Source organism: Microbacterium meiriae (genome assembly GCF_032364335.1).
Taxonomy (GTDB): Bacteria; Actinomycetota; Actinomycetes; order Actinomycetales; family Microbacteriaceae; genus Microbacterium; species Microbacterium meiriae.
In genome coordinates this window covers 3254389-3280883 of sequence record NZ_CP133984.1, presented here as the reverse complement: position 1 = coordinate 3280883, position 26495 = coordinate 3254389, and the positions used below count along the sequence as shown (strand labels likewise).

Annotated in this window: 22 protein-coding genes; 15 read left to right on the top strand and 7 right to left on the bottom strand. The window is 69.9% G+C overall.

Going from position 1 to position 26495, the window contains the following annotated elements:
- Positions 1–45 precede the first annotated feature (45 nt).
- The 11 genes from RI211_RS15985 to RI211_RS15935 all read left to right on the top strand — a co-directional run bounded on the left by RI211_RS15985 (position 46) and on the right by RI211_RS15935 (position 11052).
- Positions 46–585 (top strand): tripartite tricarboxylate transporter TctB family protein, encoded by a 540-nt coding sequence (locus RI211_RS15985; protein WP_315636573.1) that lies wholly within the window; start codon positions 46–48, stop codon positions 583–585.
- Positions 582–2252 carry a tripartite tricarboxylate transporter permease gene (locus tag RI211_RS15980; RefSeq protein ID WP_315636571.1) on the top strand — a complete coding sequence of 557 codons (1671 nt, stop codon included), beginning with the start codon at positions 582–584 and terminating at the stop codon, positions 2250–2252. The genes RI211_RS15985 and RI211_RS15980 overlap by 4 nt, the downstream gene beginning before the upstream one ends.
- Entirely contained in the window at positions 2249–3118 is an 870-nt protein-coding gene (locus tag RI211_RS15975) for a dihydrodipicolinate synthase family protein (RefSeq protein WP_315636569.1), read from the top strand. The genes RI211_RS15980 and RI211_RS15975 overlap by 4 nt, the downstream gene beginning before the upstream one ends.
- 182 nt (positions 3119–3300) lie before the next feature.
- Positions 3301–4017: a FadR/GntR family transcriptional regulator gene (locus RI211_RS15970; RefSeq protein WP_187662638.1), complete on the top strand. Its 717-nt coding sequence runs from the start codon at positions 3301–3303 to the stop codon at positions 4015–4017.
- A gap of 87 nt (positions 4018–4104) precedes the next feature.
- Positions 4105–5352: an ABC transporter substrate-binding protein gene (locus tag RI211_RS15965; RefSeq protein WP_187662637.1), complete on the top strand. Its 1248-nt coding sequence runs from the start codon at positions 4105–4107 to the stop codon at positions 5350–5352.
- An 8-nt stretch (positions 5353–5360) separates the two neighbouring features.
- On the top strand, positions 5361–6314 hold the full coding sequence (locus RI211_RS15960; RefSeq protein WP_315636565.1) for a carbohydrate ABC transporter permease: 954 nt from the start codon (positions 5361–5363) through the stop codon (positions 6312–6314).
- Entirely contained in the window at positions 6311–7165 is an 855-nt protein-coding gene (locus RI211_RS15955) for a carbohydrate ABC transporter permease (protein ID WP_187662635.1), read from the top strand. Before RI211_RS15960 ends, RI211_RS15955 begins: the two co-directional genes overlap by 4 nt.
- 42 nt (positions 7166–7207) lie before the next feature.
- Entirely contained in the window at positions 7208–8293 is a 1086-nt protein-coding gene (locus RI211_RS15950) for a mandelate racemase/muconate lactonizing enzyme family protein (RefSeq protein ID WP_315636562.1), read from the top strand.
- A 14-nt stretch (positions 8294–8307) separates the two neighbouring features.
- Positions 8308–9135: an SDR family oxidoreductase gene (locus tag RI211_RS15945; protein ID WP_315636560.1), complete on the top strand. Its 828-nt coding sequence runs from the start codon at positions 8308–8310 to the stop codon at positions 9133–9135.
- On the top strand, positions 9129–10040 hold the full coding sequence (locus tag RI211_RS15940; protein WP_315636558.1) for a dihydrodipicolinate synthase family protein: 912 nt from the start codon (positions 9129–9131) through the stop codon (positions 10038–10040). The genes RI211_RS15945 and RI211_RS15940 overlap by 7 nt, the downstream gene beginning before the upstream one ends.
- A 28-nt stretch (positions 10041–10068) precedes the next feature.
- Positions 10069–11052, top strand: coding sequence for a LacI family DNA-binding transcriptional regulator (locus tag RI211_RS15935; RefSeq protein ID WP_315636557.1), 984 nt, complete (start codon positions 10069–10071; stop codon positions 11050–11052).
- Positions 11053–11062: 10 nt separating this feature from the next.
- Here the strand turns inward: RI211_RS15935 and RI211_RS15930 are convergent, their stop codons facing one another.
- Positions 11063–11962 (bottom strand): hypothetical protein, encoded by a 900-nt coding sequence (locus RI211_RS15930; RefSeq protein WP_315714398.1) that lies wholly within the window; start codon positions 11960–11962, stop codon positions 11063–11065.
- A 202-nt stretch (positions 11963–12164) separates the two neighbouring features.
- Here RI211_RS15930 and RI211_RS15925 point away from each other — a divergent pair, with 202 nt between their 5' ends.
- Both RI211_RS15925 and RI211_RS15920 read left to right on the top strand, forming a co-directional pair.
- Complete coding sequence (locus RI211_RS15925) at positions 12165–13682, top strand: FGGY-family carbohydrate kinase (RefSeq protein WP_315636552.1); 1518 nt, start codon at positions 12165–12167, stop codon at positions 13680–13682.
- Positions 13679–15313, top strand: coding sequence for a fucose isomerase (locus RI211_RS15920; protein ID WP_315636550.1), 1635 nt, complete (start codon positions 13679–13681; stop codon positions 15311–15313). Before RI211_RS15925 ends, RI211_RS15920 begins: the two co-directional genes overlap by 4 nt.
- A 13-nt stretch (positions 15314–15326) precedes the next feature.
- Here RI211_RS15920 and RI211_RS15915 read toward each other — a convergent pair whose 3' ends face one another.
- Both RI211_RS15915 and RI211_RS15910 read right to left on the bottom strand, forming a co-directional pair.
- The gene (locus RI211_RS15915; protein WP_315636548.1) at positions 15327–15605 is read right to left on the bottom strand and encodes a hypothetical protein; all 279 of its coding nucleotides are present in this window, start codon (positions 15603–15605) and stop codon (positions 15327–15329) included.
- Between the two features lie 115 nt (positions 15606–15720).
- Complete coding sequence (locus tag RI211_RS15910; protein WP_315636545.1) at positions 15721–17583, bottom strand: heavy metal translocating P-type ATPase; 1863 nt, start codon at positions 17581–17583, stop codon at positions 15721–15723.
- Positions 17584–17772: 189 nt separating this feature from the next.
- Here RI211_RS15910 and RI211_RS15905 point away from each other — a divergent pair, with 189 nt between their 5' ends.
- Positions 17773–18651: an endo-beta-N-acetylglucosaminidase H gene (locus RI211_RS15905; RefSeq protein ID WP_315636543.1), complete on the top strand. Its 879-nt coding sequence runs from the start codon at positions 17773–17775 to the stop codon at positions 18649–18651.
- Position 18652: 1 nt separating this feature from the next.
- Here RI211_RS15905 and RI211_RS15900 read toward each other — a convergent pair whose 3' ends face one another.
- The 4 genes from RI211_RS15900 to RI211_RS15885 are packed head-to-tail and all read right to left on the bottom strand — an operon-like array spanning position 18653 to position 25009.
- Positions 18653–21853 carry a GH92 family glycosyl hydrolase gene (locus tag RI211_RS15900; RefSeq protein WP_315636541.1) on the bottom strand — a complete coding sequence of 1067 codons (3201 nt, stop codon included), beginning with the start codon at positions 21851–21853 and terminating at the stop codon, positions 18653–18655.
- The gene (locus RI211_RS15895) at positions 21850–22782 is read right to left on the bottom strand and encodes a carbohydrate ABC transporter permease (RefSeq protein WP_085605062.1); all 933 of its coding nucleotides are present in this window, start codon (positions 22780–22782) and stop codon (positions 21850–21852) included. Before RI211_RS15895 ends, RI211_RS15900 begins: the two co-directional genes overlap by 4 nt.
- Complete coding sequence (locus RI211_RS15890; RefSeq protein WP_315636539.1) at positions 22779–23666, bottom strand: carbohydrate ABC transporter permease; 888 nt, start codon at positions 23664–23666, stop codon at positions 22779–22781. The genes RI211_RS15895 and RI211_RS15890 overlap by 4 nt, the downstream gene beginning before the upstream one ends.
- Positions 23667–23707: 41 nt before the next feature.
- Complete coding sequence (locus RI211_RS15885; protein ID WP_187662624.1) at positions 23708–25009, bottom strand: ABC transporter substrate-binding protein; 1302 nt, start codon at positions 25007–25009, stop codon at positions 23708–23710.
- Positions 25010–25187: 178 nt separating this feature from the next.
- On the opposite strand from RI211_RS15885, the gene RI211_RS15880 reads away from it, so the two are divergent.
- Positions 25188–26492: a glycoside hydrolase 5 family protein gene (locus RI211_RS15880; RefSeq protein WP_315636535.1), complete on the top strand. Its 1305-nt coding sequence runs from the start codon at positions 25188–25190 to the stop codon at positions 26490–26492.
- Positions 26493–26495: the final 3 nt, after the last annotated feature.

The following is a 26495-nucleotide window of genomic DNA, read 5'->3' as shown; positions in this document are numbered from 1 at the left end:
GTCGGCACGCGCCGACCCCACCGGGTCCTCCGACGAAGGAGCACCATGACCAGCCCCGACACCGCGACCGAGCCGGTCGCGCCGGGCGGCTACGAGGGAGCGACCGCCTCCCGTCCCCTCGAGATCGCGTTCGCCGCCGTCGCCCTCGCGATCACCGCCGGCTACCTCTTCCTCGCCACGCAGATCCCGCTGCGCCGCGAGGCCGCCCCCGGACAGATCGACGCCCGCTTCTGGCCGCTCGTCATCGGCGTGACCGGCGTCGTGATCGCGATCGCCCTGCTCGCCGTGGCGATCACGCGACCGGCACCCACGCGTGAGGATCTCGAGCGCATCCAGCCGGGCGGCGTCCTCCGGGTGATCGCGACGATCGCGATCACCGGCGCCTTCATCGCGCTGTGGTCCCTCGGCTCGGTCATCCTCTTCGGCTACCGGATCGAGGTCTTCCCGATCGCCTGTGCCCTGCTCATGGCCGCACTGATGCTCCTCTACGGCCACCGCCGCTGGCTGAGCCTCGTCATCTACTCCGCCGCCGTCACGGCATTCGTCTACGTCGTCTTCGGCATGCTCCTGAGGATCCCCCTGTGAACGCGCTCCTGGAGGGGCTGAACTCGCTCCTCGACATCTCGATCCTGCTGTACATGGCAGTCGGCCTCGTGCTCGGCTTCATGGTCGGCGCCTTCCCCGGCATCACCGCGACCATGGCCGTCGCACTCGCCGCCGGCTTCACCATGACCCTGGAGCCCGTGCAGGGCCTCGCGGTGCTCCTGACGATCTACGTCGCGGCGAACTTCGGCGACCGGGTGCCGTCCATCCTCATCAACACCCCGGGGACACCCGCCTCCATCGCCACCACCCTCGACGGCTATCCCATGGCGAAGCAGGGCAGGGCCGGTCTGGCGCTGACGATCTCCGCGATCGTGTCGGCCGTCGGCATCCTCGCCTCGCTCGTGCTCTTCTCGGTCGCCGCCGTGCCGATCGCCAGCTTCGCCCGGGACTACTTCAAGTCGCCCGAGCTGTTCGCGCTCGTCGTCTTCGGCATCGCGATCATGATCGGCATCTCGTCGAAGTCGATGCTCAAGGGCATCCTGGCCGGTCTTTTCGGGCTGATGCTCGGCAGCGTCGGCACCTACGCGGCCACCGCCGACCAGCGCTTCACGTTCGGCGTGCTGGAACTCGTCGAGGGCGTGAACTTCATCGCCGTCATCATCGGTCTCTTCGGCATCGCCGAGCTGTTCGATCAGCTCCTCACGCACCGGAAGTCGCACGTCCGACCGATCTCGAGCCTCGGCCGGTGGTGGCCGAACCGCGCCGAGCTGAAGCAGAGTGGACGGGCCACCGCGGTCGGCGGGGCGGTCGGCCTCGGCGTCGGCCTCATCCCCGCGGCCGGCGGCGACATCGCCGGGCTCATCGGCTGGGAGCGGGCGCGGAAGGCGTCGAAGCACCCGGAGATGTTCGGAAAGGGGTCGATCGAGGGCGTCGCCGCGTCCGACACCGCCTCCAGCGCCACGCTCGGCGGCTCGCTCACCACCACGATGGCGCTCGGCATCCCCGGCGACTCCGTGATGGCGGTCATGATCGGCTCGATGATCATCTGGGGCATCACGCCAGGGCCCACGCTGTTCACCAACCGCCCCGACCTCGTCGTCTCGATCGTCGGCATCATGCTCGTCGCGACCCTCCTGTCGCTCGCGCTGAGCCTCGTGCGGATGAAGGGCATGGTCAAGCTGCTCGACGTGCCGCAGCCGTACCTGTGGAGCGGCATCCTCATCTTCTGCATCATCGGCACCTACGCCACCTCGAACAGCCTGTCGACGGTCGTCACGATGCTCGTCTTCGGGGTGATCGGCGTGCTGCTCAAGCGCATGCAGGTCCCGGCAGGACCCGTGGTGCTCGGCCTGCTGCTCGGTCCGCTCGCCGAGGAGAACCTCGCCCGCACGCTGGCGATCCTGCCGACGCGGCCGTTCTTCGAGGTCGTCAGCCCGATCGCCCTCGTCCTGCTCGCGCTCGCGGTGCTGTCGATCGTCATGCCGGCGATCCGTGCCGCCCGCACGCCCCGCGCCGAGCGGGCCTCGTTGGAGGACTCGATCCTCCACACCGACAGCATCGTGCAGATCGAGAAGGCGCACGACGAGCTCGCGGCGCAGCCCGACCTGCTCACCTCCACCGTCCGCAACGTCGACGCGGGTACGCGCCGGGGACGCGCTGACCGCAAGAACCGCAAGAGCACGACCTCCGAGGAGACCGAGAAGTGACCCGCTACGACATCCTGACCGCCGTCCCGACCGCGTTCCACCGTGACGGGACCCTCGACCTCGAGGGGTCGCGCGCGATCTTCCGATTCGTGGCCGACTCGGGCAACGAGGGCGCCTTCGTCCTCGGCACCACGGGCGAGTTCCCCGCGGTGGACGCGGACGAGTTCCGGGCGCTCGTGGCCGCGGCGCTCGAGGAGCTGGCCGACCGGATGCGCGTCATCGTGCACGTCGGGCAGCCGAGCACGTTCGAGGCCGTGCGTCTGGTCGGCATCGCGAAGGAGCTCGGGGCCACGGAGTTCGCCGCGCTCACGCCGTACTACCTGCGCGCCACGGACGACGCGATCCTCGACTACTACCGCGCCGTCTCCGCGGCGGTGGGCGACGGGCGCCTGTACGTCTACATCTACCCCGCGCGTAGCGGGAACCCGGTCTCGCCGGAGCTGCTCGTGCGCATTGCCGCGCTTCCGAACGTGGTGGGAGCGAAGGTGAGCGAGCTGTCGCTCGACGACATCGCGGCCTATCGTGCGGCCGTGCCGACGGGCTTCGAGCTCTACACCGGCGCCGACCGCGACCTCATCGCGGCCGTCGAGGCGGGGGCGCAGGGTGTCGTCTCGGGCGTCTCCTCCGTGACGCCGAAGCCCTTCCGCGCCCTCGCCGATGCCGGACGCTCCGGAGATGCCGAGGCCATCGCGGCGGCACAGGCAGCCGTCGACGACGTCGTCGCGCTCATCGGCGGCGACATGGCGCGCATGAAGGAGGCGTACCGCGTGCTCGACGTCGTGGACACGCATTGCCGCATGGCGATCGCCGAACCCTCCGCGGACGAGCGGGCCGCGGTCGCGCAGGTGGTGGCCGCGCACCGCTGACACGACTCCGGGACATACACGGGCGGGATGCCGCGGCCTTCGGGTCGCGGCATTTCTGCATGGGCTCGCTTTTACTTGTCCGACAAGTGAGCGCAGCCAGGAGCCTACTTGACGACACGCGGGGAGAGTGTCTAGGCTCAGGAACGGAAATTCCGCCGATGTCGCGAAGGAGCGAACGGGACATGTCAGACAAGATCGAGATCACCGGGTCCGACTTGTCAGACGCGCTCGCTCGACGTCTGGCTCAGCACCTGCAGCGCTCCGGGCTGGAGATCGGCGACCCGCTGCCCACCGAGGCCGAACTCGGCGCCGTGCTGGAGGTGGGACGGCAGCGCATCCGTGAGGCCCTCAGCGTGCTCGAAGCGTTCGGCATCGTGGCCTCTCGGCAGGGCGCGCGCCGCGTGTGGCGCGGGTTCCGTGCCGCCGATCTCGCCACCCGCTGGATCGGCTTCGTCGACGACCCGGAGGCCGCCACCCGCGAGCTCCTGGAAGTGCGTCACGCGCTGGAGACTTCGCTGCTTCCCCTGGTCATCCCGCGCCTGCAGCCGAGCGACCTGACTCGCCTGCGTCTGCTCTCGGAGGAGATGGTGGAGCGAGCCCTGCGCAATGAGAGCTTCGCGGAGCTCGACCAGCAGTTCCACCGCGGGCTGCTCGCGCCGATGCGCAATGCGTTCGTGGACCAGTTCCTGCAATCCTTCTGGGTCGTCTTCGCGGCCGCGCGACGGGAGGAGCCCGTGGAGGAGGACCCGGCCATCGCCGCGATGCACGGTCGCATCATCGACGCGATCGAGGCCGGCGACACCCGCCGAGCCGTCCACGAGCTCGACGCCCACTTCTACGGCGTCCGCAACCGCTACCCGGACATCGACTTCGGCACCACGGCCGCGCTGCCGGTCTGACCCCTCCCCGCACCGGCGCGTTCTGCCGCACCCGTTTTGAAATCGATTTCGCACAACCCTCATCTGATCGACGAAGGAGTACGCATCATGAGATCCACCCGATTCCTCCCCGGATTGGCCGTCCTCGGCGTGGTCGCCCTCACCGCCGGCTGCGCCGGAGGCGCCCCGACGGGCGAGGGCGACGGTCCCGTCGAGATCACCTACTGGCTCTGGCAGGACGACGCGACCGACCCCACCTGGACGGAGCTCGCGGACGAGTTCAACGACGCGCAGGACGAGGTGGAGGTCGTGCTGGAGACGATCCCCCTCGACCAGTACCAGAACCAGCTCGTGTCCTCTGCGATGAACGGCACCGGACCGGATGCCGCCCGCAGCAAGGACTGGTGGCTCGGGCAGTTCGCGCCGCAGGGCGCCATCGCCGACCTCACCCCGTACGTCGACGGCTGGGACGCCTCGGACGACGTCGTCGACTCGCTCTGGGCGACGGGGCAGCTGCCCGGCGAGGACGCCGTCTACATGCTGCCGCACCAGTACACGACGCTCTACCTCTACTACCGCGTGGACTACTTCGAGGAGCTCGGGCTCGAGGCGCCGCGCACCCAGCAGGACCTCCTCGACGCGGCGGCGGCCCTCACCGGCGACGGCCGGTACGGCATCGACGTCCGCGGCGGTGCGGGCGGACAGGACCAGTGGCTCGCATGGATGTACGCCGGCGGCGCGTCGGTCGTCGACGACTCCGGCGAGGTCGTCCTGGACGACGCGAAGGGCGTCGCGGTGAACGAGGACTACCTCAGCATCGTCACCGACCTGCAGGCCGCGCCCCCCGGATCGATCACCGCCGCCTTCGCCGACGTCAAGACGAACTTCGTCGAGGGTCTCACCGGCATGATGATCCACCACCCGGGTTCCCTGAAGGAGCTGCAGGGCGTCTTCGGCGACAAGCTCGGCGTCGTCCCGATCCCCACGGAGGACGGGAAGCCGGGCGCGACACTCGGCAGCATGAGCGGCAACGTCATCCTCGAGGGCTCCGACAAGAAGGACGCCGCGTGGACCTGGATCTCCTGGCTGAGCGAGGAGGCGCAGATGGAGAAGATCTCCGCCTCGCCGCAGGGCCAGCTGCCCGTGCTCGAGTCGGTGATCGACACCGAGGCGTACTCGTCCGACCCGCAGCTCGCGGTCGCGGTCGACGCGATCCCCACCGCCAAGACCTGGCCGGCGCTGGAGGGGGTGGCGGAGCTCGCCGCCAAGGAGTGGAACCCGCTCATCCAGCAGGCGTTCCAGGGTGAGATCAGCAGCCAGGACGTGCTGACGAAGATGTCCGACGTGCTGCGCTGAGGACCGACATGGCAAGCTCCACTCTCACGGAAGCGGTCGTCACCGGCCGGCCGGCCCCGCGCCGGTCGGTGACCCGGCCCCGGCGGCGCGCTCGCCGCGGGTCGGTCGCCCCGCTCGTCCTGCTCGCGCCGGCGATCGCGCTGGTCGCGGTCTTCGCCGGGTATCCGCTCGTCCGCTCGATCTGGTTCTCGTTCAACGACGTGAGCGTCTTCACCGGCGTGCTCGAGTTCGTCGGGTTCCAGAACTTCGCCAGTGTCATCGGCACGGCGGAGTTCCTGCCCACGCTCGGCCGCACGGCCATCTGGACGTTCGGGGCCGTCTCCCTCCAGCTGATCGGCGGGCTGTCGCTCGCGCTCATGCTGAACAACCGCTTCCCGCTGCGGGGCGTGTACCGCGGGCTGATCATGATCCCGTGGGCGACGCCCAGCGTGCTGGTCGCGCTGATGTGGAAGTGGATCCTCGATCCGAACAACGGCGTCCTCAACCAGTGGCTGCTGAACGCCGGGGTCATCGACACGCCGATCGAGTTCCTGTCGCAGAACAGCACCGCGCTGCCGACCCTCGTGATGATCGACGTCTGGCAGGGCATCCCGCTCTTCGCCATCATGATCCTCGCGGCGCTGCAGAGCGTGTCGGGCGAGCTCAAGGAGTCCGCGCAGATCGACGGGTGCGGCCCGGTCGGCGTGTTCCGTCACGTCGTGCTGCCCGCCATCCTCCCGACGATCCTCATCACGACGCTCCTGCGCCTGATCTGGACCTCGAACTACGTCGACCTCATCTTCATCCTCACCGGCGGCGGGCCGGGCACGTCCTCGACGACGCTGGCGCTCGAGTCGTATCTGACGACCTACAAGGCCAGCGACTTCGGTGCCGGCGCGGCGTACGCCGTCATCCAGGCCCTGTTCCTCGCCGTCTTCATCGCGCTCTACGTGCGCCTCACCCGGAAGGACACCACGCGATGAGTACGACGACCGTCCCCGTCCGCTTCGGCCGCTTCGCGGGAAGGACCGGCTTCGCGATCGCCCTCCTCGGCGTCCTCGCGATGGTGCTCGGGCCGTACATCGTCATGTTGCTGACGTCGCTCACGCCCCGGGATCAGCTCGCCGGTGCCGGAGCGAACCTCATCCCCTCGGAGTTCACGACCGCCTCCTACGCCGAGCTGCTGTCGACCACGCCGTTCCTGACCTATCTGCGGAACAGCCTCACCGTCGCCGCGATCGCCGTCCCGGTGACCCTCGTCGTCTCCACCGGCGCCGCGATCGCGATGTCGCGGTTCGACTTCCGCGGCCGCGGGGCCGTCATGATCGGGCTGCTGCTCGCACAGATGTTCCCCGCCGTGCTGCTCGTGATCTCGCTGCAGGGGCAGCTCCGCGGGATGGGGCTGATGGACACGACGCTGGGCCTCGCACTGGTCCACGCCGCGTTCGCCACGCCGTTCGCCACCTGGCTGCTCAAGGGCTTCGCGGACTCGATCCCGCGCGAGATCGAGGAGGCCGGCCAGATCGACGGGGCCTCGTCCTGGCAGATCATCCGCATCCTGCTGCTGCCCCTGCTGCGGCCGGGGATGGTGGCGGCGGGAACCTACGCGTTCATCCTCACCTGGAACGAGTTCCTCTACGCCCTCACGTTCACCTCGCAGACGGCGACCCGCACCCTGCCGGTCGGCCTGCACCTGTTCATCGGCGAGTACCAGATCCGGTGGGATCTGCTCACCGCGGGCGGCGTGCTCTCGGTGCTCCCCGTCGTCGTCGGCTTCCTCCTCGTGCAGAAGCGCCTCGTCGCCGGACTCGCCGCCGGCGCCGTCAAGGGCTGACGCCCCCTCCGACCCCTCCTCGTCGTCCCGGAAGGACCACGCATGAAAATCGAATCGATCGACCTCCAGCTCTCCCGCATCCCCCTCCCCAAGGGGCCGTGGGGGGACCAGATCCATCGGGTGACCCACATCGAGATCATCCTCGCCGACATCACCACCGACACCGGCCTGGTCGGCACCGGGTTCAGCCACACCTCCGGCGTCGGCGGCCAGATGATGATGGCGGCGCTGCGCGAGCTCATCCCCACGCTCATCGGCCGTGAGGTCAATCCGCGAGCCGTCTGGCAGCACTCCTGGCAGCATCTCCGCGACAACGGCCCCGGCGGGACCACCACGCTCGCGCTCGCCGCGATCGACGTGGCGCTGTGGGATCTGCTGGGGCTGCACTACCAGCAGCCTCTCGCGAAGCTCCTCGGGCAGGTGCGCGACCGGGTCGCGCTGTACGGCAGCGGCATCAACCTCAACCTGTCCGCCGAGGAGGTCGTCGAGCAGGTCAAGGAGTGGAAGGCCGACGGGTACGCCGCCGGGAAGGTCAAGGTCGGCAAGCCGGACCTCGAGGAGGACGTCTACCGGCTCACCAAGATCCGCGAGGCCGTCGGCGAGTACCCGCTCATGGTCGACGCCAACCAGGGATGGACCTACGGAGAGGCGGTCCGGGCGGTCACCCGGTTCCGCGACCTCAACCTGTACTGGGTCGAGGAGCCGCTGCGCGTGGACGACGTCGCCTCGCACGCCCGCCTCCGGGCGCGCTCTCCGATCCCGATCGGCCTGGGCGAGAACGTCTACACGCTCCAGCAGTTCAACCAGTACCTCCTCGCCGACGCGTGCGACTTCATCCAGGCCGACGTCGGTCGTGTGGGCGGCATCACGCCCTACATGGACATCGCCGCCCTGGGCCGGGCGTACAACGCCCCCATGACGCCGCACTTCGTGATGGAGCTCACGGCCAACGTGCTCTGCGCGGTGCCCAACGCCCTGTTCGGCGAGATGACGGACGGCGGCACGCTCACCGACCTCGGCGTCATCGTGCCGCAGCGGCCGCAGAACGGGTTCTTCGTCCCGACCGGAGCGCCGGGCAACGGCCTGGAGTACGACCGCGAGAACCTCGCACGGCACGCGGTGAGCTGAGGGAGACGAACGACATGACGGACATCTTTGACCTCACCGACCGCATCATCCTCGTCACCGGCGGCCTCGGCCAGATCGGCTCGGCCTTCGTCCGCGAGCTGCACGGGCGCGGTGCCCGGGTGGCCGTGGCATCGCGCACCGTCGACGCCGCGCGCCTGCAGGAGACGTTCCCCGAGATCGCCGACAGCCCGCGCCTCCTCGGCGTCTCCGTGGACATCGTCTCGAAGGACAGCGTCGAGGCCGGCCTCGACGCGATCGTCGATGCGTGGGGTGCGGCGCCGGACGGCGTGATCAACAACGCGGGACTGGACACCCAGCCGAGCGCGCCGCCCGAGGTCTCCGGCCCGTTCGAGGACTTCCCCCTCGACGTGTTCCGCGAGGTCGTCGACGTGAACCTCGTCGGCACCTTCCTCGTGACGCAGGCGGCCGGTGCCCGGATGCGCGCCGCCGGAAAGCCGGGCTCGATCATCAACGTCGGCTCGATCTACGGGATGGTGTCCCCGGTGCAGGACATCTACGCCTACAAGGAGGAGCAGACCGGGGTGCCGTTCGTGAAACCGGTGGCGTACTCCGCGGCGAAGTCAGGGATCTACAACCTCACGCGCTACTGCGCGACGTACTGGGGGCGGCAGGGGATCCGGGTCAACACCCTCACTCCGTCGGGCGTCGGTCGAGACACGCAGGACGCGACCTTCCGGCAGAACTACACGGCGCGCATCCCGATCGGGCGGATGGCGGAGGCGACCGACTTCAACGGTGCCGCGGTCTTCCTGCTCTCCGATGCCTCGCGCTACATGACCGGAGCGAACCTCGTCGTGGACGGGGGGTGGACGGCATGGTGACCACCGTGGCGGACCTCGGGGTGCTGATGGCGGCGATCGCCACGCCCTACGACGCGGAGGGGGCGGTCGACACCGGGCTGCTCTCGACGCTCATCGGGGACTACGTGGCGCGCGGGGTCGAGGGGATCTACTGCTGCGGGTCGTCGGGGGAGGGCCTCCTTCTGTCGGCGGACGAGCGGACCGCGGTGGTGGAGACCGCGGTGAGCGCCGCGGAAGGGCGGATACCCGTCGTCGCCCACGTGGGCGCGCTGTCCACGAGGGAGGCCATCGAGCTCGCGCGACGGGCTCAGCAGGCCGGCGCATCCGCACTCTCGATGATCCCGCCGATCTACTACTCGTTCGGCATCGAGGCCGTCCTCGACCATTACCGTGCGGTGCTGGACGCCGTGGATCTGCCCCTCATCGTCTACAACATCCCGCAGTTCACCGGGACGGAGTTCACGGTCGAGACGGCCGGCGAGCTCCTGGAAGACGATCGGGTGATCGGACTCAAGCAGACCGCGCACAACATGTACGCCCTGGAGCGCATGAAGACGGCCGTCCCCGACAAGGCCTACATCAACGGCTTCGACGAGGTGTTCGTACCGGCGCTCGCCGCCGGCGCCCGCGGGACCATCGGCACGACCGTCGGGCTGCAGGTCGAGCTCTTCCAGGCGGCGCGTCGCCTCCTCGACGCCGGCGACCTGGCCGGAGCGCAGCGGGTGCAGAGCCGGATCAACCGTGTCATCGCCGAGCTGGTCGCGATCGACGTCTTCCCCGCGGCGAAGTACCTCTCCGGTCGCAATGCGGGAGGTGCCGGGGCGCTGGGTGACTGCCGCCGCCCGTTCCGGCCGCTCTCGGACGAGGCGCGGACCCGGCTCGATGCTCTCGGGGTGACTCTCGATCGATTCCTCGCGGAGGTCTGAGGGCTGAAACCGGTTACAGTGGGTGCCCATGGCCACGATCTACGACGTCGCGCGGCGGGCCGGCGTCTCTCCGGCCACGGTCTCACGCGTCTTCAACGGTACGAGCGTGTCGGAGCAGAAGGCGGCGGCCGTGCGGGCGGCGGCGGAGGAGCTCCGATTCACGCCGAACCGGACGGCGCGCACGCTGCGGACCCAGAGCTCCGAGGTCATCGCCCTCGTGATCCCGGACATCGAGAACCCGTACTTCACCGAGATGGCGCGTGGGGTGGAGGACGCGGCGTCCGAGGCGGGGTACTCCGTCGTGCTCTGCAACTCCGACGCCCAGGTCGAGAAGGAGGCGACGTACCTCCGGATCGCGATCGCCGAGAACATGTCGGGGGTGATCATCGCGACGGCGGATGAGCACTCGGATCTCGCGCCGGTGCGGGCGACGGGGCGGCCCGTGGTCGCCGTGGACCGTCGCACGGCCGCCGACATCGACGGCGTGGTGATGGCCAACCGGGAGGCGGGAGCCGCAGCGACGCAGAGCCTGCTCGACGCCGGGTATCGCCGCATCGCGTACATCGGGGGGCCCGCGCACATCGACACCGCGGCCGAGCGGGCGGAAGGTTGGCGGGGAGCCCTCTCGGCGATGGATCCCCATCACGAGCTGTCCTCGCTGCAGCGCTTCGCGACGTTCCGCGTCGACGGCGGGCGTGCGGCCATGGAGGAACTCCTCGCGCTGCCGGAGCCGCCGGACGCGGTCGTCGCCGGGAACAACCTCATCGGCGTCGGCGCGATCCAGGTCCTCACGGAGCGCGGCCTCACCCCTCCGGAACTCGGTGTCGCGGTGATCGGATCGCTGCCCTTCACGACGCTGTCTCCCTCCGCGGTGACCGTCGTGCGGTTGCCGGCGCGGCACATGGGCGTGACGGCGGCGCGGATGCTGCTCGAACGGATCAGGGGAGACGTGCAGCCGGCTCGGACGGTCGTCCTCTCCGGCGAGGTGCAGCGCGCGACCGCACGCGCCTGACCGCAGGTCGCTACTGGGAGCGCCAGAACCGCGCTGCGAGGTTCGTCATCTCCTTGTCGAGATCGTCGACCTTCACCTCCAATCGGTCGAGGCGGTGATCGAGGCCGTCGAGTCGTGCGGTCATCTCGCCGCGGAGCCCGATCATCTCGCCACGCAGCCCGATCATCGCTCCCTGCAGCGCACCCATCGCCGCGCGCAGCGCTCCGATCTCGCTCATCATCACTCCGTGCAGCGCTGCCAGCGCCGCGTGCAGCCCACCGGTTTCGTTCGTCATCTCGATGCGGAGGGTGGCGATCTCGGTGGTCATTTCGGTGCGGAGGGTGCCGATCTCGGTGGTCATTTCGGTGCGGAGGCCGTTGATCTCGCCGGTCATTTCGGTGCGGAGGGTGCCGATCTCGGTGGTCATTTCGGTGCGGAGGCCGTTGATCTCGCCGGTCATCTCGGTGCGGAGGGTGCCGATCTCGGTGGTCATTTCGGTGCGGAGGCCGTTGATCTCGCCGGTCATTTCGGTGCGGAGGGTGCCGATCTCACTGCGTAGTCGTGTGGTCTCGGTGGTCATCTCGGTGCGGAGGCCGGCGATCTCCGTGGCCATGTCGGTGCGGAGGGTGCCGATCTCGGTGCGTAGTCGTGTGGTCTCGGTGGTCATGTCGGTGCGGAGGCCGGCGATCTCGGTGGTCATTTCGGTGCGGAGGCCGGCGATCTCGGTGGTCATGTCGGTGCGGAGCCTGCCGATCTCGGTGGTCATGTCGGTGCGGAGCCTGCCGATCTCGCCGGTCATCTCTCCCCGCAGCCCGCCTATCTCCGCACGGAGCACGCGACCGAACTGCGTCGTCATGAGGGTCATGCCGCCGAGCATCGTCGTCACGAAGATGCCGATCAGCGTCCATACCTGCGGGTCGTCCAAGGGCATGCCTCCAGTCTCGATCGGAGGGGTCAGGATGTCACGGTATTCCGGTGCTGAACCGGCGTTTTACCGGTCAGGAGCGGGGATGGTGGAATCTTCGGAGATCGGCCATCGCGGTGCAGGAGCGGTCACCTCCTTGCGCCCTGAAATCGATTTCGCGTAGCCTGGGTCCAGGTCGGCACGGCCCGTCGGTATCGAAGGAGAGACCATGCGCTGCACCCTCGGGGTGGACATCGGCACGTCCAGCAGCAAGGGCGTCCTCGTCGACCCCGCCGGCACGATCCTCGCGACTGCGACCCGCGCGCACGACGTCTCCCGTCCGCAGTCCGGATGGGTCGAGATGGACGGCCGGATCTGGTGGGACGAGTTCGTCGAGCTGGCCACGGACCTTCTCTCCGCGGTCCCCGACGCGGACGTCGTGGGGGTCGGCGTGAGCGGAATGGGCCCGTGCATCCTGCTCGCCGACGAGGACGACGAGCCCGTGCGCCCCGCGATCCTCTACGGCGTGGACACCCGTTCCACCGCGCAGATCGAGCGCATGACGGCGGAGCTCGGCGTCGAGGAGATCACCCGCGTGGGCGGCTCGACCCTCACGTCGCAGGCCGGCGGGCCCAAGATCGCGTGGGTCGCTGAGGAGGAACCGGAGACCTGGCAGCGCGCGCGGCGGCTCTACATGCCCGCCTCCTGGTTGGCTCGAAAGCTCACCGGTGCCTACGTCCTCGACCACCAGTCCGCCAGCCAGGTCTCGCCGTTGTACGACATCGAGGGCGAGCGCTGGCACGAGCCCTGGTGGCAGCGGTTCGCCGGGACGGTCGAGCAGCCGCCGCTGCGCTGGGCGGGGGAGATCGCGGGCACCGTGACGGCCGCTGCGGCGGCCCTGACCGGCCTGCCCGAGGGGACGCCGGTCATCACCGGCACGATCGACGCCTGGACCGAGGCGGTGAGTGTCGGCGCCCACGAGGTCGGCGACCTCATGCTGATGTACGGTACGACGATGTTCCTCGTCGCGACCGGGGAGCAGACCCTCCGTACGCCCTCGATGTGGACGACGGCCGGCGCCTTCGCGGGAACGCGCAACCTCGCCGGCGGGCTGTCCACATCCGGAGCGCTCACCGCGTGGCTGAAGGACCTCTCCGGTGCCGACTACCCGGCGCTGCTGGCCGAGGCGGAGGAGTCGGGGCCCGGCGCGAACGGCCTGCTGATGCTGCCGTACTTCGCCGGCGAGCGCACCCCGATCCAGGATCCGGATGCCCGCGGGGTCATCGCCGGGCTCACCCTCCGGCACACCCGAGGAGACCTCTACCGCGCCGCGCTCGAAGCCACAGCGCTGGGCGTGCGGCACAACGTCGAGACGATGCGCGCCGCCGGCGCCGACATCCGCCGCATCGTGGCGGTCGGCGGTGGCACGCAGGGGCGGCTGTGGCTGCAGATCGTCTCGGACATCACCGGGCTCGTGCAGGAGGTGCCGCAGACCACGATCGGCGCGAGCTACGGCGCGGCCTTCCTCGCGGCGACGGCCACGGCCGCCGAGGGTGCCGCGCCCGCCATCGCCGACTGGAACCCCATCGCCGACACCGTCCGCCCGGACGAGGGTCTGCGCCCCTTCGCCGACGCCCTCTTCGACCGCTACGTGCGGCTGTACGACGGCTCGAAGGACGTCGTCCATGAACTCGCCGCCGCTCAGCGCGACGGCTCCCCGACTACCTCGACCCCGGAGAACTCATGACCGCTTACACGCTGCCCACCCCGGCGCCCCGTCCTGCCACGGCGCCGAAGACCGCCTACCTGATCGCGTCCGGCGATCTCCGTGAGTCGGCCAACACGGCCGGCTGGCCCACCCAGGTCGAGCTCGAAGCCGGGGTCACCGGCGTGCTGAACGACCTCGGCTGGACGGTCATCCGCGCCAACGAGGTCGACCCGGAGACCGGTCACGGGTTCATCTCCAGCCAGCGCATGGGTCTCGAGGTCTTCAAGAACATCCCCGTCGACGCACCGCTCATCGTCGCCGAGGCCGTCTGGCAGTACTCGCACCACGTGCTCGCGGGCCTCCGCACGCACGAGGGTCCGATCCTCACGGTGGCGAACTTCGCGGGCGACTGGCCCGGCCTCGTCGGCCTCCTCGGCCTCAACGCGGGCCTGACGAAGATGGACAAGCCGTACGCGACGATCTGGTCGGTCGACTTCACCGACGACTGGTTCCGCGACGGCATCCGGGAGTGGACCGAGACCGGCGCCATCACCCACGATGCCTCCCACGTGCGTCCGCTCCCCGCGCTGCCGGACAGCCCGGAGAAGCAGCTCGGCGAGGCTCTCGCCGCGGAACTGCGCGCCGAGAAGGCCATCATCGGCGTCTTCGACGAGGGCTGCATGGGAATGTACAACGCCATCTTCGACGACGAACTCCTCAACCAGACCGGCATCTACAAGGAGCGCCTGTCGCAGTCGGCGCTCTACGCGGAGATGCTGAACGTGACCGACGAGGAGGCAGACGCCGCGTACGACTGGCTGATCGAGCGGGGGATGACGTTCCGCTACGGCGAGGACGCCGCGACCGAGCTCACCCGTGAGCAGGTCCAGTGGCAGCTGAAGATGTACATCGCCGCGCTCCGCATCGCGGACGACTTCGGGCTCGACGCGGTCGGCATCCAGTACCAGCAGGGGTTGAAGGACCTCGTTCCGGCCTCGGACCTGGCGGAGGGCATCCTCAACTCCACCGAGCGCCCGCCGGTGACCTCGCGCGACGGCTCCCGCGTGCTGCACGAGGGGCGCGCGTTCCCGCACTTCAACGAGGCCGACGAGGGCGTCGCCGTCGATGCCCTCGTGACCGACCGCGTCTGGCGTGCGATGGGGCTCGTTCCCGACAACACTCTCCACGACGTCCGCTGGGGCGAGGAACACGACGGGCAGTTCGTGTGGGTGTACGAGATCTCCGGCTCGGTGCCGGCCTCCCACCTCGGCGGCTGGCAGAACGCGGAGGGCTGGCGCCAGGGGCACGTGTTCTTCCCTGCGGGCGGCGCCACGATCAACGGCGTCTCGAAGCCCGGCGAGGTCGTGCTCTCGCGGGTGTTCATCGCCGAGGGGGTCCTGCAGGCGGACATCTTCCGGGCGTCGGTCGTCGAGCTGCCGGCGGAGGAGACGCAGCGCCGGAAGGACGCCACGAACCCGGAGTGGCCGATCGCCCACGTGGTGCTGCACGGCATCTCGCGCGACCAGTTCATGGCACGGCACAAGGCGAACCACGCGCAGCTCGTCTACGCCCCCGACGCCGAGACCGCGGACAAGGCGCTGATCGCGAAGGCCGCGATGTTCGACGGCATGGGCATCAAGGTCAACCTCGTCGGCGACGTGGCGATCTGAGGCCGCGGGACGGTCACTGCGAGCGCCAGAACCGCGTCGCGAGGTTCGTGAGCTCCCTGTCGAGATCGTCGACCTTCGTCTCGATGCGTCCGAGCCGGGCGTAGAGGCCGTCGATCCGTGCGGAGAGGGTGCCGTCGATGCGATCGATCCGTGCGGAGAGCGTGCCGTCGATGCGGTCCACCTCCGCACGGATCACGCGGCTGAGCTGCGACGCCATGAGTGTCATGCCGCCGAGCATCACGGCGGCGAAGACGCCGATCAGTGTCCATACCTGCGGGTCGTCCAAGGTCATGCCTCCAGTCTGAGTCCGGGGTCTCAAGCTGTCACGGTATTCCGCAGGGGCAGGACCGCGAACACGGGACCTGTGGACGGGAGAAGCGGTACCGGGGTCGGTGCAGGAGCAGCCCTCAGGGGGAGGGGCGGAGGTCGCTCGGCGGGCCGCTCAGCGCGCGCAGGGCGTAGAGGATCGTCGCGAGGTCGACGAGCTCCTGCACCAGTGCGCCGACGACCGCGGGGATGACGCCGGTCATCGCGACGACCATCAGCCCCACGCTCAGACCGATCCCGATCCAGATCGCGGTGAGGGCCACGCGGAGGGTGTGCCGTCCGATCGCGACGGCGTCGACGACCTTGGCGAGCGAATCCACGAGGATGACGACGTCGGCGGCGTCCCCGGCGGCCGTCGCCCCCTTCGCGCCCATCGCGATGCCGATGTCGGCCGCCGCCAGCACCGGCGCGTCGTTGACACCGTCGCCGACCATCAGCACGGGCCGTGGCTGCATCTCGGCGGCCAGACGCACCTTCTCGGGAGGCAGCAGCTCGGCGTGGATCTCGTCGATCCCGACCTGCCGTCCGATCGACTCCGCCGTGGTGGCCACATCCCCGGTCAACATCGCGAGCCTGTCGACCTCGTGCGTCCGCATCCAGGAGACCACGGCGGGCGCCTCCGGGCGGGCGGCGTCGGCGAGCACGAGGGCCCCTGCGAACCGACCGTCCACGGCGACGTACGCGGCGGCCTGTCCCGGTGCGAGCTCCACCCGCACGGTGTCGGGGGCGAGGGAGGCCACGTAGGCCGGCTTGCCGACGACGACCGAACGGCCGCCGATCGTCGCGGACACCCCGTTCGTCGCGGTCTCGCTCGCCTCCGTCGCCCCGTGCAGCGCCAGGCCTCGGGCGGCGGCGGCGCGACGGATGCCGTCGGCGAGCACGTGCGACGAGTACTGCTCGGCGGAGGCGGCGAGTCGCAGGATCTCATCCGCGTCGAAGCCCTGTGCCGGCCGCACGTCGATGAGCTCCGGCCTCCCCTGGGTGAGCGTCCCGGTCTTGTCGAACGCCGCAGAGCGCACGCGCGCGATCTGCTCGATGACCGCACCGCTCTTCATGATGACGCCCGACTTCGCCGCCCGGGAGAGTCCGCCGAGGAAGGCGACGGGAGCGGCGATCAGCAGCGGGCAGGGCGTCGCCAGCACGAGCACCTCGGCGAACCGAGTCGCGTCGCCGGAGAGTGCCCACGCCGTCCCCGCGAGCACGAGCGCGACGGCGGTGAACGGAATCGCGAACCGGTCGGCGAGACGCACGATGGGAGCGTGGGAGGACTCGGCCTGGGCGACCAGGGCGACGATCTGCTGATACTGACTGTCGGCGCCGGTGCGGAGGGCGCGGAGGCGGATGGCCCGGCTGCCGTTGATCGCGCCGGACAGCACCTCGTCGCCCGCACCGCGCGTCACGGGCAGACTTTCGCCCGTGAGCGACGATTCGTCGAACGACGCGCTGTCCGTGAGCAGTTCACCGTCCACGGGGATGATCTCCGCCGGGCGCACGAGGAGCACGTCGCCCACGGCCACGTCATCGACGGGTACCTCCCTCGCCGCGTCCGAGTCCGCATCTTCGGGATGCGTCAGCACATGGGCGCTGCGGGGCGAGCGATCCAGCAGTGCGGAGAGGTCGCGCTTCGCCCGGCGGCCCGCGAAGTCCTCCAGCGCCTCGCCGCCGGAGAGCATCAGGACGATGATGAGCGCCGCGATGTATTCGCCCACCGCGAGCGTCGCGACCATGGCGACGACGGCGAGGATGTCGAGTCCGACGTGGCCGCGCAGCACGTCGCGCACCATTCCGATGAGGGTCCAGACCACCACCGCAGCCACGAAGACCGTGGCGACCCACCGGCCGATGGTCTCCTCCCCGGCGGCGTGCAGCCCTCCGACCACGGCGAAGACGATGACCGTCAGGGTGATGACCGGGTATCGCCAGAGGAGTCGGAGGGCGCGCATGCGTCCAGCATCGTCGGAATCGGCGCGCACCGCCAGCGTCCTCTTCCGACACCTGTGCTTAAGCGATATAGTCGGCCGCGAGTCGCGACGTCGCGGCCCGATCTCGACAACGACGCCGAAGGAGAAGACACCGTCATGAGTTCCTCACCCGCACGATCGTCCCGCCTGAGAAGAGGTGTCGGGGCAGCAGTGGCATTCGCTGCCGCCGGAGCCGCCGCCCTCGCCGCCTCGACGGCGGCCATCGCCGATACCGGTGCCGCCGACCCGCAGCTCGCCGTCTACGTCGAGGTCAACTCGAACGATTTAGCGAATGTCGCGGACTACACGCTCGCCGAGTCGGGCCGCCCCGCCGTCGATCTGGCCATGATCTTCGCCGCGAACATCAACTACGACGGGGAGCGGGCGGTCCTCCACCTCAACGAGCGGGTCACCGAGACGGTGCAGGACGCGCAGAACCAGATCCGCCCGCTGCAGGCCCAGGGCACCAAGGTCCTCCTGTCGGTGCTCGGAAACCACCAGGGTGCCGGCTTCGCGAACTTCACCTCGTACGCGGAGGCGGACGCCTTCGCCGCGCAGCTCGCCGACACCGTCACCACCTACGGCCTGGACGGCATCGATTTCGACGACGAGTGGAGCAACTACGGGGCGAACGGTACGCCGCAGCCGAACCCGCAGTCCTTCGGCTGGCTCGCCTCCGCGCTGCGCGACCGCCTGGGACCGGACAAGCTCATCACGCTGTATGCGATCGGCCCGTCCTACACGACCACGGACTTCGGCCTCTTCGACGCCGGCAGCGTGCTCGATCACGCGTGGAACCCGTACTACCCGACCTACGACGCGCCCACCGTGCCGGGTCTGGACGACCGCGGCCGGCTCGGCGCCGCGGCGGTCGACCTCGCGAACACGAGTGCCGCGACGGCCGCCGACTTCGCCCAGCGCACGGTGGCGGACGGGTACGGCGTCTACGTCGCGTACAACCTCACCGCGACGGATCAGTCGGCCTACCTCTCCGGCATCACCCAGGCGCTGAAGGGGGAGGCGACTCTGTACCGCGCAGCGTCGCGGTGAGTCAGCCCAGGTCGAAGAGCTCGACCTGACGGAGCGTGACCTCGGCCTCCGCGCGCACGCGGACGGCCGAGGTCACGACCGGCATCTCCAGAGTGAACGGCACCGTCCGGTCGGGAGCCAGGTCTTCCCGGTGCGTGGTGGCCACGACATGCCAGCCTCCATCGGCACCCTCCCTCTCCCAGCGCAGCGCATCGGCTGCCGTGGGCCCGAGGCTCGTGACGGTGATGTCGGTGAGGCTGCGGGGTGAGGGGAACCGCCAGCCCACCCAGGAGCCTTTCGGCAGCCGGACGCCCGCGTCGCCCTGCGGGTCGCCGTCGTCGAACAGCCGTGGCGCATCGAGGACATCCGCGGAGGCGACGATCTCTCCCGCGTCGGCGGTGAGGTCGCACCGCCACGGCTCGGCGTCGAGTGCGTCCTCACCGCTCTCGAGCGCCCGAGCCGGGTCCGTGCCGAACACCAGGTCGAGCACCGCGTCCCCCCGAAGCGCGTCGATCGGCAGATCGGCGGTGGGGAGAGGGCGTCCGTCCAGCCGGGCGTCCTCCAGCACGTGCGCGGCGGGGGAGCTCCGTCGCGAGCGGATGCGCAGCGACGAGCCGTCCCCGCGTGCGACCCGGATGTCGTCGGACAGCGGGGACCCGATCCGCAGAGTCCCCGCCGCGAGTTCCAGGGGATAGAGGCCGAGCGCGGCCCAGAGCCACCAGGCGCTCATCTCTCCGTTGTCCTCGTCGCCGGGGAACCCCTGGCCGATGTGGGCACCGGCGAAGAGGCGGCGCGCGAGGCCGTGCACGAGGCCCGCGCTGTGCCACGGCCGGTCCGTGAAGGCGTACATGAAGGGGATGTGGTGCGCCGGCTGATTCGACAGCGCGCACATGCCCGACCGCTGGGCGCGGGCTTCGCGCTGCTCGTGGATGACGGTGCCGTACGCACCGCCGAAGCGCTCGTCGGCGGTCTCGGGCTCGGCGAAGAGGGCGTCGAGGTGCCGACCGAGTCCCGCAGGGCCGCCGTGAAGCGCGGCGAGGCCCGGCCCGTCGTGCACCGTGCCCACGGACATCCCCCACGCGTTCGTCTCGACGTTGTCGCCGCCCCAGACGCGAGGATCGAAATCCGGTGCGAAGGACCCGTCCGCCGTGCGACCGCGGAAGAATCCGGAGGCAGGATCGAACAGGGCGCGCGCCGCGCGGGAGCGGTTCGCGAAGTACCGTGCGAAGGCCCGGCAGCGCGCGGCGTCGTCCGCCGCCGTCGACGCCGCGAGCTGGGCGGCGAACCGGCCGAGGGCGGCATCGCTCACGGCGTTCTCGATGCTCCAGCTCATCCCCTCCGGCACGTCGGACGGGATGAAGCCGAGGAAGCGACCGCGGCCGATGCCCTTGCGACCCCGTCGCGGATCCGGGCCCGGCTCGCACGCGTCGCGCCACCCGCTCTCGAACGCCGTCTCGCGGTCGAAGGGCACCTCCCAACGCGCGGCGTCGGCGAAGATCTGGTCGCTGGAGGTCCCGACCATGCTGTCCACATACCCGGGGGCGCTCCACCGCGCCATCCAGCCGCCGCGGCGATACTGCATGAGCTGTCCGTCCAGCAGGCGTCCGGCCAGCGCGGGGTCGAGGAGCGCGAGCGCGGGCCACTCGGTGCGGTACGTGTCCCAATAGCCGTTGTTGACGACGAGTTCGCCTTCCGCGACCGGCGCCCCCGTGGCCGACTCGCCGAAGGCGGTCCGCGGGGCGAACACGTCGGCGAAGCGCCACGCCGGTGCCTCCGCGGTGCCCGTGTTCTCCGCCGCCGTGTTCGGATACAGATGCATACGGTGGAGCGCGGCGGCGATCCGGGCGCGCTGCTCCTCGTCGGCCAGGCCGCGGAACGGGCGCTCGGCCTCGGGGAGCGGGGGGATCGTCACGCGCCCGAGCAGGCGGTTCCACGCGGCGGCCGCGCGGGCGCGGAGCTCGTCGAAGGGGACGGCGGGAGGTGCCTCGAGGGCGAGGCTGTGCCGAGCCTGCGCGACGGAGAGGAACGAGACCCCGACCCGCACCTCGACAGCGCCCACGGCGCGGACGAAGCCCGCGACCCGGGCACGCCCGTAGTCGTCGAGGGCGCCGTGCGCGGCGTTCGACGCGCTGTGCACGGTCCCGGCGAAGTAGCAGCGTGGCGCGTTCCCCCAGTCCTCTGGACCCTCGGGGATCCACCCCTCGAAGCCGGTGTCGGTGAAGGTGAGCAGCCCCTCGTTCGTGAGCTGATCGATCACGAAACCCACGGCGGCGCGCGGATCGTCGCACCGCACGCGGAAGGCCGCGGTGTGCGAGGTCGCGGTCATCTCGACATGCACGCCGTCGCCGAGGTCGGCGGTGTACTCGTGCGGGCGGGCGCGTTCGCTTCCCTCGACGATCCACCGGCGTCGATCCTCCCTGGCCGACCGTGCTGTGCCGAAGAACGGCATGAGCTGAAGAACCGCGCGATCGCCGATCCACGGGCTGGGCTGGTGCGAGAACTGCAGGGCTTCGAGACGCCGTCCCTGCGGATCGTCATGCACGAACGGACGGTAGGGCCAGCGTGCGCCCGCGGCGTCGGTCGCCGGCGTGACGAAGGTGAACCCGTGCGGCACGGCGACCGCCGGGACCGTGTTCCCGCGGGAGAAGCGGGGGCCGGAATGGGAGCCGCGCCGGGTGTCGACCCGCTCGACGGGTGGGAGGTCGCCGGGGGCCGGGCGCTCCTCGACGCGGACCTGGACGAAGCCGCTGACCTCGGTGGGCACATCCGGCGTGGTCGCCAGCTCGGCCGTGCCGAAGACGAGCTCGACCGTGCCCGTCCCGGTGCCGAGGGGTGCGAGGGCGACGCTGTCGGCGTTCCACTGCTCGGGCATGCTCCACCGGGCGGCGAACTGCCCCTCGGCCGTGAGCGGGAAGTCGTACCGGTCGCGGACGGCGGCGCTGTCGCTCAGCCGGCTGCCGTCGGCGGTACGCACGTCGACGGTGACCGCGAGCGCGGCCCAGGGGGCGAGGGTCGCGGCGGGGCCGTCGGCGTAGAACGCCCAGTGCAGCACGGTGTCCGGGGTGAGCGCGATGCCGTCGAGGCCGGGGACGTCGATCCGCTGCTCTCCGCGGGACGGGTCGAACGTGTACGCGAAGACGACTCCGGGGAGCACCCCGGCGTGCGGGCGCGACGACGGGGGATCCGCGGGACCGGAGGCCGGGCGGAGCAGCGGCGCGCTCACCCCTTCAGCGCACCCTCCTGCACGCCCTTGAAGAAGAAGCGCTGCGTGAACGAGAACATGATGACGATCGGTACGAGCGCGATCATGGTGCCGGCGGCGATGAGTCGCGGATCGACCGAGAAGCTGCTGTTGAGGTAGGCCATGCCGACGGTCAGGGTGTACTTGGCCGGGTCGGAGAGCACGATGAGCGGCCAGAGGTAGTCGTCCCACGCGCCGATGAAGGCGAAGATCGCCACGACCGAGACCATGCCGCGGATGTTCGGCCACACGATGTGCCGGATGCGCTGCCACGTGGTCGCACCGTCGACGGTGGCCGCGTCGAGCACGTCCTTCGGGATCATCCGGCACGCGGTGGCGACGAGCAGCACGTTCATGGCGCTGATCGCTCCGGGGAGGAAGACGCCCCACAGGGTGTCGGCGAGCCCGAGAGCGCGGATGGTGAGGAAGTTGCTCGTCACGGTGACCTCGCCGGGGAACAGCAGCGTGGACAGCAGGATCCCCATGACGATCCACTTGCCGCGGAATCGCATGCAGCCCAGGGCGTAGCCGGCGAACGTGGCCAGGATCACGTTGCTGAGCACGGTGCCGAGCGAGACGAGCAGCGAGTGCCAGGCGTAGAGGTAGACGGGGACGATGTCGGCGACCCTCGTGTAGTTCTGCAGCGTCGGATCGCGGGGGATGAGCTCGGGTGGGAAGGAGTAGATGTTCTCCTGCGGTCCCTTGAACGATGTGGAGAGCTGCCAGACGAACGGTCCGATGACGAGGAACAGGACGAACAGCAGCAGCGCGTACCTGCCGATGAGTCCGCCGAGCGTGGGCTTGCTGAAGTCGCCGGAGCCGCGGCGGCGGAAGATGCGCTCGCGACCGGGCCGCGGGGCCTCCTCCGCAGGCGGGGTGCTCTCCACCGGGGGCGTCGTCAAGGTGGTCATGCGGAGACCTTCGCCTTCTTCTCGCGGTTCATGAACGCGATCGCGGCCAGCGGCACGAGCGTGAGGAGGAACAGCGCCACACTGATCGCGGACGCGTAGCCGATGTTGCCGTTCAGGCCCGAGCCGACCTGGCGGATGAGCATCACGAGCGACATGTCGTAGCCGCCGGGGCCGCCCGTGCTCTTGGACAGCACGTCCAGCTCGGCGAACACCCGCATGGCGGACACCGCGATGAGCACGGCGATGAGGAGCATCGCCCCGCGCACCGACGGGATCGTGACGGAGAGGAAGCGGCGGAACGAGCTCGCACCGTCGAGCATGGCCGCCTCGTGTAGCTCTTTGCCGACGTTCCCCAGGGCGGCGAGGTACACCACCATGGAGTAGCCCAGGCCCTTCCACACGGTCAGCAGGATCGCGCAGCCGAGCAGCAGCCAGCGGTCGACGAGGAAGGCCATCGGCTGGTCGATGAGGCCGAGGAACTCCAGCGTTTGGTTGATGATGCCGCGGCTGTCGAACAGCCACGTCCAGATGAGCGCGACCACGACGACCGACGCGATCACGGGGAAGTAGAACGTGGTGCGGAAGAACGAGATGCCGGGGAGCTTCTTCTGCACGAGGAGGGCGAGGAGCAGCGGGAGGACCGTGAGCAGCGGCACGCACACGACCACGTAGATGAGGCAGGTGGTGAGCGCGTTCCAGAACATCTCGTCGCCGAACATGCGCTCGTAGTTGGCGCCGCCGACGAACTCGGGGGTCCGCAGGGGGCGAGCATCCGTGAAGCTGAGGACGACGGTGTTGAGGAACGGCCAGAGCGCGAACACCAGCACCCAGATCACGGCGGGGGCGAGGAGCAGCCACGGGGTGAACCACTTGTGGGATCTCATCGTCGACCTCCGCTGCCGGGTGCCGGTGTCCGCGCGCATGGTCACTGGTCCACGCGGTTCGCGTTGGCGTACTCGACGATCTTGTCGAGCTGCGTCTTGGCATCGGCCTCGCCGTTCACGGCCAGGGCGATCTGCTGGGTCATGTAGGTGGCCATGTCCGAGGTCCACTGGAACGGCAGCGCCTTGGCGTCCTTCATCGCGCCGAACACGGTGTCGATCGCGGCGAGCTGCTTCTCGTCGGTGACCGAGGAGGCGATGTTCTCGACGACCTGGTCGCCGCCGTCGGCCGTGCCGGGGGCGGTGCCCACCGCGAGGGAGGAGAACGCGACCTGGTTCTCCTCGTTCGTGGCGAACTCGGCGAACGCGAGAGCCGCTTCCTTGTTGTCGGAGTCGGCGGAGACGTTGAGGCCCTGCACGTAGAGCGGCGCGACACCGAGGCGCGGGGTGGCGACGGTGTTCTCCAGGAGCGCCGGGGCGTCCTTCTGCAGATCGGTCGTGAACCCGGTGCCGCCGGTGGTGAAGGCGACCTTCTCCTGGATGTAGGCCTCCGCGTTCCCGCCGTAGTCGCCGGTGAGTGCCTCCGCGGGCATCGCGCCCGCGGCGTAGGCGTCGGCGTACTGCTCGATGATCGCGGCCGCCTCGTCGGTGTTGAAGTCGAACTCGCCCTCGTCGTTGATGACCTCCATGCCGGCGGCGGTGAAGGTGTCCAGCGCCGGAATCGAGGAGAGGAGCTGGACCTTGCCGCCGGACTCCGTGGCGACGTCCTTCGCGAGCGTGAGCAGCTCGTCGACCGTCGTCGGCAGGTTCTCCTCGGTGACGCCGTACGGGGCGAGCTGGGCGAGGTTCCACCAGGACGCGTCGCTGGAGAGGTACCAGGGAAGGCCGTATGTGCCCTCGACGCCGGGGTACTGGCTGTAGGCGTCCCAGGCGCCGGCGTTGTACGTCGACTTCAGGTCGGGATCCGCGGTGTCCAGGTCGACGAGCTTCCCGGCGGCGACGAGCGGGTAGGCGATGTCCGGCGGCAGGTTCAGCACGTCGGGGAGGGTGTCGGCGTTCGCCTGGCTCAGGATCTTCTCCTGGTAGCCGTCGCCGGGCTGGTCGAGCCACTCCACGGTCACGTCCGGATGCTCCTCCTCGAAGGCCGCGATGAGGTCCTCGAAGTAGGGAGTGAACTTCTCGTTCTTCAGCGACCAGGTCTGGAACTGGATGGTTCCGCTGAGCTCGCCGGAGGTGTCGATGGGGCCGGCGCCGTCCGAGGCGGCACCGCCTCCGGTGCAGCTCACGAGCGCCAGGGCGCCGATCGTGAAGGTTGCCAGAGCGACAATGCGTGCGGGAACTTTCATCGTGCTTCTTCCTCGAGGCGGGCGATTCGGCGTGGTCCGACGAAGGGACTACAGCGCTTTAGCAGATGAAACCATCGGATCCGGTCGGTGTCAAGGTGGGCGCTATCGACGCTGTTGCTCAAGCGTTATAGTGGTGCGACATGTCCTCGTGGGAGGGCACGGTCCGAAAGGTGCACACATGACGCAGCGCGGCGCTCTCGACGCTCCTCTCCGCTTCGGGGCGAACTACACGCCGTCGAAGGACTGGATGCACTCCTGGCTCGACTTCACGCCGGACGACGTGCGTCGCGACTTCGCGGCCCTCGCCGCGCTCGGCCTCGACCATGTGCGCGTGTTCCCGCTCTGGACCGTCCTGCAGCCCAACCGCACCCTCATCCGCTCGAAGGCGATCGACGACGTGCGCACCATGGTCGACATCGCCGCCGAGTTCGGGATGGACGCGAGCGTCGACGTCATCCAGGGGCACCTGTCGAGCTTCGACTTCGTCCCTTCGTGGCTGTACACCTGGCACGACCGGAACATGTTCACCGATCCGACGGCCCTCGACGGTCAGGTGCAGCTCGTGGAGCGGCTCGCGGGCGCCCTGCGGGACGCGCCGAACTTCCTCGGCCTCACTCTCGGCAACGAGACGAACCAGTTCTCCGCGCACACCCACCCCTCGCCGTGGCCCGTCACGACCGACGAGGCCGGCGGCTGGATCGAGGCGCTGCTCGCCGCGGCGGAACGGGGCGCCCCCGGGCTGCCGCACGTGCACAGCGAGTACGACGCGGTCTGGTACATGGACGACCACGGGTTCACGCCGGCGCATGCCTCCCGCCTCGGCGCGATGACGACGGTCCACTCCTGGATCTTCAACGGCACGGCGCAGCGCTACGGAGGTCGCTCGATCGCCGCCGACCGCCACGCGGAGTACCTCATCGAGCTCTCCCGCGCGTTCGCGACCGATCCCGCCCGTCCGATCTGGCTGCAGGAGGTCGGCGCCCCCTCGAACTGCCTTGACGAGAGCGAGATGCCCGGCTTCCTCGAGGCCACCGTGCGTTCGGCCCTCCGCACCGAGAACCTCTGGGGCGTGACGTGGTGGTGCTCGCACGACGTGAGTCGGGAGCTGGCCGACTTCCCGGAGCTCGAGTACTCCCTGGGGCTCATCGATCAGGAGGGGGCGGCGAAGCCCCTCGGCCGCCGGTTCGCGGAGCTCATCCCCGAGCTGCGCACCCGCACCGCGGCTCCGGCCCGCCCGACGGCGATCGTGGTGGACGTCGACGAGCAGGAGGTGCCGGTGAGCCGGGCGGCCCTGAGCCCCGGCGGTGCGGTCTTCCAGGCCTGGGTCGACGCCTGCGCCGCGGGCGAGGACCCCGCCCTGGTGACCTCCCGCACCGCGCAGGACCCCGCGGCGCTGGATTCGCGCGGCATCCGCCGTCTCATCCACCCCGCCCCGTCCGCGTCCGACGTCACCCGCTACGCCTCCGTCAACACCGTCGTCTGATTC

What these genes read in the sequence shown, in the direction of transcription:
- RI211_RS15985 (WP_315636573.1), top strand. Translation starts at nt 46, where the DNA reads ATGACCAGCCCCGACACCGCGACCGAGCCGGTCGCGCCGGGCGGCTAC.
- RI211_RS15970 (WP_187662638.1), top strand. Translation starts at nt 3,301, where the DNA reads ATGTCAGACAAGATCGAGATCACCGGGTCCGACTTGTCAGACGCGCTC.
- RI211_RS15965 (WP_187662637.1), top strand. Translation starts at nt 4,105, where the DNA reads ATGAGATCCACCCGATTCCTCCCCGGATTGGCCGTCCTCGGCGTGGTC.
- RI211_RS15960 (WP_315636565.1), top strand. Translation starts at nt 5,361, where the DNA reads ATGGCAAGCTCCACTCTCACGGAAGCGGTCGTCACCGGCCGGCCGGCC.
- RI211_RS15955 (WP_187662635.1), top strand. Translation starts at nt 6,311, where the DNA reads ATGAGTACGACGACCGTCCCCGTCCGCTTCGGCCGCTTCGCGGGAAGG.
- RI211_RS15950 (WP_315636562.1), top strand. Translation starts at nt 7,208, where the DNA reads ATGAAAATCGAATCGATCGACCTCCAGCTCTCCCGCATCCCCCTCCCC.
- RI211_RS15945 (WP_315636560.1), top strand. Translation starts at nt 8,308, where the DNA reads ATGACGGACATCTTTGACCTCACCGACCGCATCATCCTCGTCACCGGC.
- RI211_RS15940 (WP_315636558.1), top strand. Translation starts at nt 9,129, where the DNA reads ATGGTGACCACCGTGGCGGACCTCGGGGTGCTGATGGCGGCGATCGCC.
- RI211_RS15935 (WP_315636557.1), top strand. Translation starts at nt 10,069, where the DNA reads ATGGCCACGATCTACGACGTCGCGCGGCGGGCCGGCGTCTCTCCGGCC.
- RI211_RS15930 (WP_315714398.1), bottom strand. Translation starts at nt 11,962, where the DNA reads ATGCCCTTGGACGACCCGCAGGTATGGACGCTGATCGGCATCTTCGTG.
- RI211_RS15925 (WP_315636552.1), top strand. Translation starts at nt 12,165, where the DNA reads ATGCGCTGCACCCTCGGGGTGGACATCGGCACGTCCAGCAGCAAGGGC.
- RI211_RS15920 (WP_315636550.1), top strand. Translation starts at nt 13,679, where the DNA reads ATGACCGCTTACACGCTGCCCACCCCGGCGCCCCGTCCTGCCACGGCG.
- RI211_RS15915 (WP_315636548.1), bottom strand. Translation starts at nt 15,605, where the DNA reads ATGACCTTGGACGACCCGCAGGTATGGACACTGATCGGCGTCTTCGCC.
- RI211_RS15910 (WP_315636545.1), bottom strand. Translation starts at nt 17,583, where the DNA reads ATGCGCGCCCTCCGACTCCTCTGGCGATACCCGGTCATCACCCTGACG.
- RI211_RS15895 (WP_085605062.1), bottom strand. Translation starts at nt 22,782, where the DNA reads ATGACCACCTTGACGACGCCCCCGGTGGAGAGCACCCCGCCTGCGGAG.
- RI211_RS15890 (WP_315636539.1), bottom strand. Translation starts at nt 23,666, where the DNA reads ATGAGATCCCACAAGTGGTTCACCCCGTGGCTGCTCCTCGCCCCCGCC.
- RI211_RS15885 (WP_187662624.1), bottom strand. Translation starts at nt 25,009, where the DNA reads ATGAAAGTTCCCGCACGCATTGTCGCTCTGGCAACCTTCACGATCGGC.
- RI211_RS15880 (WP_315636535.1), top strand. Translation starts at nt 25,188, where the DNA reads ATGACGCAGCGCGGCGCTCTCGACGCTCCTCTCCGCTTCGGGGCGAAC.